Below are 14,067 nucleotides of genomic sequence, written 5' to 3' on the forward strand. Positions count from 1 at the left end.
CGCAGTACCTGGGAGAAAAAATCATGAATGCCATCCACTCGAATAACCGTCCTCTCGCATCCCGCCGCAGCGGCGACCGTCGCGCCGTGATCCGTTCGGGATTCACGCCGATGGTGCGTGAGCTGTCCGTCGCATTCGTGCTGACGTTCGGCGTGGGCGCGCCGTTCGCGTGGGCGGCGCCGCAGGGCGGGCAGGTGGTGGCGGGGGCGGCGGGCATCGCGCGCAACGGCCCGCTGACGACGATCCAGCAGCAGTCGCAGCGGGCGATCGTGAACTGGCAGTCGTTCGGCGTGAACGCGGGCGAGACGGTGCGCTTCGCGCAGCCGGCGACGAACGCAGCGATCCTGAACCGCGTGACAGGTGCGTTGCCGTCGAACATCAACGGGCTGGTTCAAGGCAACGGCAAGGTATTCCTGGTGAACCCGAACGGCATCGTGGTCGGCGCCAATGGCGTGATCAACGTGCAGGGCGGATTCGTTGCGTCGACGCAGAATCTGTCGGACACGGCGTTCATGCAGGGCGGGGCGCTGACGCTGTCGGGCGGCACCGACGGATCGATCCAGATTCTCGGCAAGATCAGCGCACCGGACGGCGACATCACGATCGTCGCGCCGAAGGTGGCGGTAGGCAGCGGCGCGGCACTGGAAGCGGGGCGCGCGGTGCAACTGATCGCGGCGAGCACGGTGACGCTGAGCAATGGCCAGTTCACGGTGATCCCGCAGGCGGGGGACGCGGGCGAGCTGACGGTGGACGGGGTGGTGAGCGCGGCCAATGCGCAACTGGCGGCGGCGAACAACAACCTCGGGGCGCTGGCGATCAACACGAGCGGCACGGTCCGCGCGACGGGCACCCAGACGAACCCGGACGGCAGCGTGAGCATCGTCGCGCAGGGCGCGGGCGGCAACGTGAAGGTGGGCGGCACGGTCGCGGCGCGCCATGCGGACGGGACGGGCGGGAGCATTGTGGTGAGCGGTGCGAACGTCAGCGCGACGGGCGCGACGCTCGACGCCAGCGGTACGCAGGGCGGCAACGTGTCGATCGCGTCGGACACGACGCAAGGCACGACGCTGGTGAGCGACAGCACGGTGACGGCCACGGGCAGCAGCGGCGCCGGCGGGCTGGTGCGGATCACCGGCCGCAACACGGGGCTGACGGGCTCGACGACGGTGGATGCGAGCGGCACGATGGCCGGCGGCACGGTGCTGGTAGGCGGCGGCTTCCACGGCGCGGACGATCGTATTGCGAACGCGACAGCGACGACGGTGGGCAGCGGCGTGGTGCTGAACGCGAACGGCACGCAAGGCGACGCGAAGGGCGGCGACGTGGTGGTGTGGTCGAACGACGTGACGCGCTTCGCGGGAACGATCAACGCGACGGGCAGCGGGCGCGGCGCTGGCGGAAACGCGGAAGTGTCGGGCGCGGGCACGCTCGACTATCGCGGCTTCGCGGATCTTGCCGGCGGCGCATCGGGCGGGGCGTTCGGCACGCTGCTGCTCGATCCGACCGACGTGACGATTCAGGCAGCGGGGCCGGACAGCGGCGCGACGTGGAGCGGCGGGGCGGCGAACTTCTCGTCGTCGACGGGTTCGTCCGTGATCACGACGGCCACGCTGCAGTCGCAACTGGCGGCGGCGAACGTGACGATCGATACCCACGGCACGCCAGGCAGCGGCAACGGCGACATCAACGTCAACAGCGCGGTAGCGATTCCGGATTCCCGAAGCCTGACGCTGAAGGCCGCGGGCGATATCAACCTCAATGCGGATGTCACCACCAACAGCACGGGATCGTTGACCAGCTTCAACGCCTATGCCAACCGCAACATCAACGTAAACGGCGTTACGCTCGGCGGCACTTCCGGGCTGTCGTCGGTTACGTTGGTCAGCGGCCTCGGCACATACGGTGGCACGGCTCAAGACACGCCGAACACGAGTTCCACCGCTGCTTGGCTCCCGTCATACGCGGGCGTGGTGAACTTTGGCGCCGGTTCGACGCTCGACACGACGCGCGGGTTGACCGTGATCACCGGTTGTTCGGTGGCATGCCCGGCCTATGCCGCAGATACCGCGTTGACGCTGGCCAACTCCACCGGCTTGCCTCCCGACCTGACCATCAACGGTGCGGCCGCAGCTGGCAACGTGACGATCTCGAACACCGACCAGGGTGCGGTCTACTTCGGCGGATTCAGGGATATCACCGTCGCAGGCCAGGTCGGCTCGGGCGGCGGCCTTTTCCTTTACGGGCTGCGCGACATCGCGATCAATGCACCGTTGCAGATGACGGGCTGGGACTGGTTGAAGAGCGAACGGGATGTGTATCTGAACGCCGACGCCACCGGTACCCAGTTGCTTCAGGTCGATGCCGCGCGTGACATCCACGTGAGCACCAGTGTTCTCGAAAGCAGCGGTGGTTTCGGCATCCGCCTCTGGGCGGGGCAGCGCGATACCACGGCCACGGATCTCGCCATCGGTGCGGGCAGTCTGTACAAAGTCGGCGCGATCTATTTCAACGGGAATGGGGCCGGGGGCGCGACTCATCTGGAGAGCGATGCCAACATCGAGACGCTTTCCGGGTGCAAGACCGCAGTGAACTGCCTGCCGACGGACCGGACCGACTTTTTGCCCGCCAACGTCGTTCTGGAGAAGCCGACTGGCGCCACGTTCAGCAACATCGTTGTCCAAGGCTTTCACGACACTACGCCCGAACGCCTGGACCCTGCTACCAACGCCTACGCCAGCGACATCACCGCGACCGGCCAGGTCAATTTCCTGGCGTTCGGGAATCTGACGCTCGACCAGACCGTGTTGGCGGCGGGGACGAACCTCTATCTGGAGGCGGCCGGAGGCAGCTATGCCGATCCGTCACCCAGGTCGGGGGCGACGCTGGCGGACTATGCAGGCCTCGTCAAGTTCACTCAGTACGGAATCAACCCGATCACGCTATCGGCGACGGGTGACCTCGTTGTCATCTCCGGTACCGACGGCACCGGTACCGCACTGGGGGCGGCGGGCGGCACGTTGCCGAGCGGCGGCGCCTACTCGGGCAGCCGTACGAACCAGGCCCGGCCCGATTTCAACGATGCGTCTACGCCGAACAACATCACGCTGAAATACGGTTCGTCCGCGAACGCGTTCGGCGGCAATGTGATTATCCAGGGCTTCCGGCAGACCCTGCTCAGCCTGGACAACTTCGATGGGACGTCGGCGAGCAGCCTGACCACGCTCGGCAGTGTCAATGTTCTGGCGTATGGCGACGTCATCCTGCCGACGCAGATGCAATACGTCCGGGCGCTCGGTGGCGGCTCCTCGGTCTTCATCCAGGCGGGTGGCGGCGGTCCGACTTCAGGACTGGTCGGTCAGGTGATCTTCACGAACCCGGATCCGGTCATCCAGTCGGACAATTGGGTGTGGGTCCAATCCAGTGTGGATACGACGGGCAAGTATCTGGATTTCAGGGGCGGTAACGGCACGTTGACGGGAGGCTACGGCACGGGGCAACCGGTCCTGCTGCAATACGCTCCGGGCGAGAGCAGCTTTGGGGTAGTCGGGATCAGCGGCTTTCAGAATGCCGATATCTATACTTTTGCAAGCAGTGCGGCCGCGCCGAGCGTGGCCAGTTTCGATCCATCGGTTGCGTTCACACTCAGGGCGGGTTCCCCCGCCAACTCTTTCATACGCGTAGCGAAAGACCTGACGCTGCACGATGCGACGTTTTCCGCGTCGGCGGGAAGTGGGCTGGATTTGGCGGCGGGAATGTGCTGGTGGTCGTGCAGCAACAATAACGACGGCGTACTGACGTTCAGCGCGCCCGCCGCGACTTTCACGGGATGGTGGGGCGGTCTCTCGCTTTCCAACAACACCAGTGGCCGGGCGACGACCACCACCAATCCCAACGGGACAGACCTGACCAACGTCACGTTCACCAATATCGGGAAGCTCCCGACGACACCGCTGACTGCGTCGATCGGTGGATCGACGGTCACGCTGAACGCGCCGGTCACGCCGCTGCTGAACTATCTGTACATCGATGGTTTTCGCAATGTGAATCTCAAGACAGGCAGCAGCACGGAGCCGCTCAGCGTCACCAACCTGAACATTCTGCCGAACGGGAGTTCCATTCAGGGCGACATCAATATCGATGCCAACGTCTACGCCAGCAATCAGGTCTACCTGACCGGCAGCAGCATCAATACCGGTTCGAACATCATCGGCAGCCTCGCGCCCGCCAATTCGAGCTACGACGCGCGATTCTTCGCGACCGGTCTCTCGACCGTATGGGGTGAGGCGGCGCAGAACAGCACGATCAACACGTCGAGCAAGAATAACAACAAGTCGGGCGGCATGCAGATCGGCAATGCAGCGGCCGGCACGACAATGACGATCAACGATCGCGACAGCGTCGTCATCGGCAACTTTGGTGCCACGACCGATCAGGGCAATATCGTCGTCAACGCGCAGGGCGACATCGGCGTCAATGGCGACATCGTTCGCACCGGCGCGACCAACCCGGCGAGCATTACGCTCAATGCCGACAAGAACCTCAGCAGCATCTTCACCGGCTACGACGCCTACGACCAGGGCACGGTCAGTGCCGCAGTACAAGCGCAAAACGTAGCCGGCGGCGACGGCGTGGGTGTGACCTACTTCCTCGCACCGGTCGAGCGCGTGGTGCCGATCTACAAAGAAGTGCTGCTCCTGAGCCTGCAGAGCACCAACCCGGCGGGCACAGACTACGTGGCACCGACCGACCCCGGCTGGAATGCGGCAAAGACGCAATACACAGTGAGCAGCAGTTCGCCCGCTGGCCTGCTGTTCTACTTCCCGGTGGGTACGGTCGTGACGCCGGGGCAGACTATCCTGACCACCGGCTTCAACGTCAACGTCGCAGTCATGGCCAACTATGCCAGGGCTGTCACGAGCGGTGGGCAGCAGGTGTATGTGGTGACCGGGTACACGACATCGACCGCAGCGCAGCCGCAGATGACCTCGCTCGGCTTTGGAGTCAACACCGTCTCCGGTACGGTCAACAACGGTGCTACCGGTACGACGCTGACGACCACGCTCAACCGGACCAGCTTCGGCGTGTCTGGCGACAATCCCGTGGTCGACGCGCTGGTAACGCCGACCGGCGATCCGGTCACGGGCACCTATGCACTGGGAGTCGCCCAACAGTTCTACGTGGCCGCCGGCGGCAATTCGGTCTATCCCGACGCTTCGTGGAACGTGCGTGTGACCGGCCCGGTGACGGTCCAGACGCAGCTTGGCAACATCGTCGTCAAGTCCGGTTCGACTTATGCCGATACCTATCAGGGTTTCCATACCGCGGGCGATACCGCCGATGTGCGGTTGTCGTCGAATGTGCCCGCGGCGGGCCAGGGGCTGGGTCATCCGGAGAACATGCAGCAGAACCTGGTCACGAAGACGGTCAACGGCAACGTGCTGATCGCCGGTTATCGAGACATCACGGTGCTGGACTCGAATACCGTGCAGCCCACCGGCACCGGGACGATCAGCCTGATCGCCGGGCGCGACCTGCTGCTCGATGACAATATCGGCGTGGCAGGCTCGAGCGGCACGCTGACGCTGGGCGCCGGCAACATGATCGAGCAGGCGGCTGGCAAGACCATCACCGCCAACAACCTGGTGCTGGTGACTGGCCGCGGCACCAACAACCTGAACACCGACGTCAACAACCTGGCCGGCTATCTGCAGATGCCGAGCGCGGCGTATACCGGCGCACTGTCGGGCGGCACGACGGCGACCGGCACGATCGAGGTCACCAACGACAAGACGCTCAACGTCTCGTCCGGTATACCGGCAAACGCGGTCGCGGGCGCGGTCACTTTCACGACCAACGGCCCGGTGTTCGACAGCACCACGATGCTGCAGCCGGTGGGCCTCAGCACGACCACGCTGGGCGGTGCGATTACCGGCTCGATCGAGCTGACGACGACGGCAGGCGACATCAACGTCGCGGCGCCGGTGACGACCACCAACACCGGCGGCGAAATCAACATCCGCTCAGATGCGGGCAACGTCGCGCTCGGCGCGAATGTCACGACCACCGGCAATGCGTTCATCGAGGCCAACCAGGCGATCACCGATACCGCCGGCACGCTGACAGCAAACGCGGCCGTGCTGACAGCGGGGACGACGATCGGCACTGCGGCGAACCCGGTCAATACCGCGGTGAACACGCTGGCGCTGGTTGCCGGCGGCAACGTCTACGACACCAATGCCGGGGCGCTGACGGTGGCCGGACAGACGACCAACAACGGCAGCCTCAACGTGCAGAGCACGGGCGGCACGATGACGGTCGGCTCGGTGTCGCTCGCGCCGACGATTCTGAACAACGCGCCCGGCGCGACGATCACCGGCATCAACGCCAGCGGCAGCGGCGCGGTGAACCTGACGGCCACCGGCACGACGAGCGATATCGTGTTCGACGCAACCGCACGCAGCGGCACGGGCACGGTCACCGCCACGGCTGGGCAAAACCTCGTCAATGGACTCGCCGATCTGGTACCAGGGGCCGACACCAGCAGCAGCGCGAACCTCGACGTGGCGACGGGCGGCAATGTGGTGCTCAACGCGGGCAACACGATCGGCGGCGATGGCGTGTCGACGATCGACCCGCTGTCGGTCTGGAGCGGCGGCACGATCAGCGCCACCTCGGCCGGCACGGCAGCCGCATCGGGCACTTATCTCGATGTGCTCGACACGACCGGCGCGGTGACGCTTGGCGGCAGCAGCGTGCAGGTCAACTCGGCGCATAACGTCGACGTGACGTCGGTCGCGAGTACGACGGCCAATACGGGCAATCTGGTCGTGGCCGGCCCGGTCAACGCGCAGAACGCCGGGTACGTGCGTCTTGCCGCCGACCGGAACGAAACGGTGAGCGGACCCGTCTCGACCACGGGTGCCGGCAACGTCGTGCTGACGGCCGGGCTGACCGGCACCGGCAGCGTCACGCAGACGGCCGGCGGCACGCTGTCGACCGGCACGGGCGAGATCAACGTGAAGGCCGCGAACGGCATCACGTTCGGCGCGAACGCGACGACGGGCGGCAACATTGTGGTGCAGGCGGGCGATGCGATCGCGCAGACGGGCGGCACGCTGGCGGCGAGCGGCATCGCGCTGGAGGCCGGCACGACGATCGGCGCCGCGGGCAGTCCGATCAACACGGCCGCCAGCACGCTCGCGCTGAGTTCGTCCGGCGACCAGTATGTGTCGAACACGGGCAACTCGACGCTGGGTGCGCAAACCGGCAGCAACGGCTCGATCAACGTGACGAACGCCGGCGTGCTGACCGTCGGCTCGGCATCGGTGCTGACCGGTATCGCGGTGCCGGGCCTGACCGGCGGCATCACGACGGTCGCACCGGGCGTCGCCGTCACCGGCGTGACAGCCAACGGCAGCGGCAACGTGAACCTGGCGGCGACCGGCGCGACGGGCGACATCGTCACGACGCAACCGGTGAGCTCGGGCACGGGCAACATCGCGATGACGGCCGCGCGCAACGTGACCGACACCGCAACGGGCTCGGTGTCGACGGGCGGCAGCGGCACGATCGGCGTGACCGCTCAGACAGGCAGCATCACGATGGCCGATGGCGCGTCGTACACGACGGCAGGCGGCAACATCACGGCGACTGCGGCGAACAACATCGCGCTTGCGCAAGCGACGACCGGCAGCAACACGGTCGGCACCGTGACGCTGACGGCGGCCAATGGCGCGATCAGCAACAACCGTACGGCGGGCGCGAACAACGTGACGACCGGCACGCTGAACGCGACGGCAGCGACCGGCATTGGCTCGGGCACGCTGGACAGTTCGACGGCGCTGACGACCGACATCGCGACGCTGGGCACCAAGGTGACGGGCGTCGGCGACGTGGTGATCGACAACACCAATGCATCGCTGCTGACGCTGGGTAACGGCACGCTGACCAACAGCGCGGCCAACGGCAATGTGCGCGTGGCGACGGCGGGCGCGGTCACGACGGGCAACAGCGTGTCGGCGAGCAACACGGTGCAACTGGTGGCGGGCGACGTGAACGGCGTGCTGACCAACGACGTGGGCGCGGTGACGCTGTCGAACAACGTGACGGCCAACACGCTCGACATCAACGCAGGCGGCCTCGTCACGCAGACGGGCGGGGTCATTGCGGCGGGTACGACGCTGGTCGACGCAACGCGCTATACCAGCGGGTCGGACGCGACGCTCACCAACGGCAGCGGCACGCTGACGGAGAACGGCTCGTCGGTGACCGGCAACTACACGATCACCACCGCCGGCACGCTGAACCAGACGGGCAACACGACGGTCGGCGGCAACCTGACCGAGAGCGGCTATACCGGCGGCACGGTGTCGGGCACGGTGACGGTGGGCGGCAACTACAACGGCGTCAACACGTTCTCGGGCAGCGGCAGCGTGACGACGGGCGGCAGCAACAGCACGATCAACGCGAACAGTGCGACGACGGGCGTGGTGGTGGCGAGCGGTGCGGGTCCGAACTTCGACCTGTCGAGCGCGAACCTGGGCAACAGCACGAACATCACGGTGGACCTGCGCGGCCAGAGCGCAACGGTGACGGGCAACACGCCGTCGATCCTGCTGAACGGCGCGACGGGCGGCAGCAACAGCCTGGGCACGGTGACGGTCAAGACCGCGAAGCCGGTGACGGTGGCGGTGACGCAGCAGGACTACAACCTGACGCAAAGCGCGGCGATCGACATCGGCGCGCACACGCTGACGGTCAATGCGGTGGCGGGCAGCGCGAGCAGCGCATCGCTGCAGGCGAGCCCGGGCACGCTGACGCTGCCGGGCCAGTCGACGTCGATCGACTACAACGCGGCGAACAACACGCTCAACGGCGGCAACGGCAGCCGGATCGTGCTGAACAACACGGGCAATGCGATCGGCGGCCTGACGATCCTGAACGGCGAATCGGCGAACGTCGTGACGAGCGGCACTCTCGCGCTCGGCAACGTGACGGTGAACAACGGGCTGTCGGCGACGTCGACGACGGGCGCGATCACGCAGACGGCGGGGACGTCGGTGGCGGCACGCACGCTCGATCTGACCGCGGTGAACGGAATCGGCACGGCGGCGACGCCGATCGCGTTCAACACGGTCGCCGCGACGGCGGCGGGCGCGACGCCGGTGCTGGCGACCAGCGATGGCTCGGGCAGCACGTCGGTCGCGACCACCGGGCAGGTGCAGCTGGGTGGTCAGGTATACCAACCGACCGATACGTCGAGCACGACGGCCGCGACGCTGACGAGCGCAGCCAACGGCACCACCGGCGGCAACCTGACGGTGCTGGCGGCAGGGCCGGTCACCACCGGCGCGACGGTGACGACTGGCGGCAACGGTGCCATCGACGTCGGCACGACTGTCGGTTCGGTGACGCTGTCGAACATGGTGACGGCGGGGGGCAGTGGTTCGATCGAGCTGACGGCGGCGACCGGCATCGCGGTGAATGCGGCGGTGAGTTCGACGAGCGGCGAGATCAATGCGCTCGCGCAAGGTGGAGACGTGGCGTTGGGCGCCAATGTGAGCACGACCGGCAACGCATTCGTGCAGGCAAGCGGCGCGATCGCGCAGAGCGCGGGGACGCTGACGGCCGACGGTGCGGTGCTGACCGCCGGCACGACGATCGGCTCGAGCGCAAACGCGATCGACACCAGCGTGAACACGCTGGCGCTGGTGAGCGCAGGCGATGCATACGCCAGCAACGACAAGGCGCTGACGGCGGCCGCACAGACGAGCGCCAACGGCAACGTTGGCATCACGACGACGAGCGGCGACCTGACGATCGGCAGCGTGAGCCTGACGCCGGGCGTCGTCAACAACGCGGTGGGAGCGAACCTGTCGGGCGTCACGGCGAATGGCACGGGCACGGTCGAACTGGCGGCGGCGGCCAACCTGAACATCGATGCGGCAGTCAGCTCGACGAGCGGCGAGATCAATGCACGCGCGTACGGCGGAGACGTGGCGCTGGGCGCCAATGTGAGCACGACCGGCAACGCATTCGTGCAGGCAAGCGGCGCGATCACGCAAAGCGCGGGGACGCTGACGGCCGACGGTGCGGTGCTGACCGCGGGCACGACGATCGGCTCGAGCGCGAACGCGATCGACACCAGCGTGAACACGCTGGCGCTGGTGAGCGCGGGCGATGCATACGCCAGCAACGACAAGGCGTTGACGGCGGCTGCACAGACGAGCGCCAACGGCAACGTTGGCATCACGACGACGAGCGGCGACCTGACGATCGGCAGCGTGAGCCTGACGCCGGGTGTCGTCAACAACGCGGTGGGTGCGAACCTGTCGGGCGTCACGGCGAACGGCACGGGCACGGTCGAACTGGCGGCGGCGGCCAACCTGAACGTCGATGCGGCAGTCAGTTCGACGAGCGGCGAGATCAATGCACGCGCGTACGGCGGAGACGTGGCGCTGGGCGCCAATGTGAGCACGACCGGCAACGCATTCGTGCAGGCAAGCGGCGCGATCACGCAGAGCGCGGGGACGCTGACGGCCGACGGTGCGGTGCTGACCGCCGGCACGACGATCGGCTCGAGCGCAAACGCGATCGACACCAGCGTGAACACGCTGGCGCTGGTGAGCGCAGGCGATGCATACGCCAGCAACGACAAGGCGTTGACGGCGGCCGCACAGACGAGCGCCAACGGCAACGTTGGCATCACGACGACGAGCGGCGACCTGACGATCGGCAGCGTGAGCCTGACGCCGGGTATTGCAAACAACGCGGTGGGGGCGAACCTGTCGGGCGTCACGGCGAACGGCACGGGCACGGTCGAACTGGCGGCGGCGGCCAACCTGAACGTCGATGCGGCAGTCAGTTCGACGAGCGGCGAGATCAACGCACGCGCGTACGGCGGAGACGTGGCGTTGGGCGCCAATGTGAGCACGACCGGCAACGCATTCGTGCAGGCAAGCGGCGCGATCACGCAGAGCGCGGGGACGCTGACGGCCGACGGTGCGGTGCTGACCGCGGGCACGACGATCGGCTCGAGCGCGAACGCGATCGACACCAGCGTGAACACGCTGGCGCTGGTGAGCGCGGGCGATGCATACGCCAGCAACGACAAGGCGTTGACGGCGGCCGCGCAGACGAGCGCCAACGGCAACGTTGGCATCACGACGACGAGTGGCGACCTGACGATCGGCAGCGTGAGCCTGACGCCGGGTGTCGTCAACAACGCGGTGGGTGCGAACCTGTCGGGCGTCACGGCGAACGGCACGGGCAACGTGACGCTGACGGCGGCCGGCACGGGCAGCAACGTGGTGCTGGACCAGAGCGTGACGAGCGGTAGCGGCACGATAACGGCGAGCGCGACGCAGGACATCGTGTTCGAGAACGCCGCGCAGATCGCGACAACGGGCGCGGCAGTGCTGACCGCGGGCGGCAACATCACGAACGCGACCGACAACACGGCGGTGCAGATCCAGGCGGCGAGCGCGACGCTGACGGCCGGCACGAACATCGGCAGCGGCGTGATCGACAACGGCATCACCGGCTCGACCAACGCGAGCGAACTGCATCTGAACGTGGCGAGCCTGCAGGCGAACGCAGGCGGCGACGCGACGTTGTGGAACCAGGGCGCGACGCTGCTGCAGACGTCCGGCGCGGGCGGTTACTTCGGACTGAACGGCGGCGGCCCGATCGCGCAGGCGAGCGGCGCGACGCTGTCGGCGGGCTCGGCGGAGTTCGATACGACGCGCGATACGTCGGTCGGTCAGGTGTCGCTGCAGAACCAGGGCGATCTGTCGATTGCCGCCGCCAACTATGTAGGCGGCGACTACACGGCGACGTCGCAGAGCGGCAACGTCACCCTCGCGAGCGGCGCCGCACTGAACGTGAACGGCAACGTGACGCTGTCGAGCGGGGCGGGCAAGACGGTGAGCGCCGATCCGACGCACATCGCGAGTTCGGGCAACGTGGTGCAGAACGGCACGACGACGAACGTCGGCGGGGCGATGACGCCGCTGGTGACGATCGACCCGGTGACGAAGACGGCGCTGGTCAGCGCGCAGGGCGCGGGGGCGGACTTCGTGCTGACGCCGGCGCTGGTCGCACAGCTGAACGCGGCGGGCGTGACGACGGTGACGGTCGACCTGGGCAACACGGTGACGAGCTACTCGGTGGCGTCGCTGGCGAACCCGGCGATCACGGTGGCGAACGCGAACAACGCGGTGACGGGCGGCTGGACGGTGCGCACGGGCCCGTCGGCGATCGCGACGCCGACGCAGCAGCAGCGGGACTACAACCTGACGGACACGGCGGGCCCGGTGGATTTGGGCACGGCGAATCTGATCGTGAACGCGGCGCGCGGCACGGACTTCGCGTCGGGGAGCACGCCGAGCACCGTGGCAGCGGTGAACGACGCGGCGAATACGGCGGCGGGGTTCAACGCGGCGCAGGGCAGCAATGTGACGCTGACGCAGACCCGTACGGCGAGCGTGGACGTGCGCGATGCGTACAACGTGTCGGTGACGTCGCCGGGGAACCTGAACGTGTCGTACGTGAAGGCGAACAACAATGCATCCCTACTCGCCGGGACGGTCAGCAGCGGCAACCTGAACATCAACGGGCCGGTCAACGTAGGCGCCGACCTGATCGGTGTGGGCGGCAAGGACGTGACGATCGCGAGTGGCGCGGCGGTCGCGGCGAACGGCAAGGTGACGCTGGTAGCGGACGAGACGGCGGGGACGTCGAGCGGGCCGGGATGGTTCATCAACCGCGGGAGCATCGCGTCGGGCTCGCGTCAGGTAGCGATCTATGGGGTGTCTGGAGTGGCGCCGGACGGTTATACGGCGCCGGCAAGCCAGGTGATTCTCGGGAACATCGATGGCCTGTCGGCGGGCACGGCCGTGGACAACTGGGCCACGGCGTACGACAACACCAGCAACGGCGCGCTGTATGCGGCGGGCACGGGCAAGTTCAACGGCGTGCAGGTTTGGTACAAGGCGCCGCTGACAAAGGTGGCTGCGGCCAAGCCTGACGCGGGGCCGGCGGTGCCGCAGACGACGGATACCGTCTCGAACACGGAGCGCGACTGGCATGTGCGCGACGCGGAGCCGCCGATCATCTCGGCGGGTTTCTCGGCGCGAGCCGATTGCGGTCGCGGGGCCTATGCGGGGGGCGGCAAGTTCACGCAGGCGGGTGGCGTGGAATACGACATCGGCGTGCCGACCTTCATGAACACGGCGACGCGTCAGTTCGGCGTGGTGCGCGGCGCGCGCCGGAGCGAAGCGGCGGCTGGCGCGATGAACGGCGATTGCGCGGAAGGGATGGTGACGGCGGCGCTGCACCCGGAGCGCTTCACGATCAGTGCGGATGCGCTGTTCGCGTTCGACAAGTCGTCGACATCCGACATGCTGGCGGCCGGGCGTGCGGCACTCGAACGGTTCGCGGCGGGGCTGCGCGATGCGTACGAGAGCGTGACGTCGATCACGGTCACCGGCTACACCGACCGTCTGGGTTCGGATAGCTACAACCAGCGGCTGTCGGAAGCGCGGGCGGAGACGGTGCGCGCGTATCTGGCGGCACATGGCGTGCAGGCGGGCAAGATGAAGGTGCTGGGTCTCGGCAAGCGGGAACCGGTGACGCACGACTGCCCGGCGGGCCACACGCCGGAGGTGATCGCCTGTCTGCAGCCGGATCGCCGCGTGACGATCGACGTGGTGGGGCAGAAGCGCGGCGCGGGGCAGGCGCCCGTGCTCAAGGCGTCCGAGCCGGCCGGCGGGCGCGATCTCGAACTGAGTTCGCTCGACTGAGCGCGAGCGCATCGTCGAGGCAGTCTTGCGACTGCCTTGGCGTTGTGCCGGACAAGCTCAAGAGCGGCGCACGGTTCGAGGACCTGGCACGGCAATACAGCGAGGCGTCCAATAGAAATGCGGACGGCGACATGGGCTGGGCCAGTTTCAGGCAGCGCTGCCGGAGCGGCACCTGCATCGCGGCAAAGCGCTCGCTCAACTGGCTCGTGCTGGGCACCGCAATGGCCAGCCCACGCGTGGCCCAGTAGTCTTCCATGTAGCCGCT

At 67.3% G+C, this 14,067-nt stretch carries 1 protein-coding gene; it reads left to right on the forward strand.

Annotated elements, in window-relative coordinates; genetic code table 11:
* Positions 1-23: 23 nt before the first annotated feature.
* Entirely contained in the window at positions 24-13,802 is a 13,779-nt protein-coding gene (locus tag JYG32_RS33155) for a filamentous hemagglutinin N-terminal domain-containing protein (RefSeq protein WP_213267921.1), read from the forward strand.
* Positions 13,803-14,067: the final 265 nt, after the last annotated feature.

The sequence above is a fragment of the Burkholderia pyrrocinia genome, from assembly GCF_018417535.1.
Classification (GTDB): domain Bacteria; phylum Pseudomonadota; class Gammaproteobacteria; order Burkholderiales; family Burkholderiaceae; genus Burkholderia; species Burkholderia pyrrocinia_E.

Bases quoted from the DNA above. Each gene is read 5' to 3' on its own strand.
- JYG32_RS33155 (WP_213267921.1), top strand. From the start codon at position 24: ATGAATGCCATCCACTCGAATAACCGTCCTCTCGCATCCCGCCGCAGC.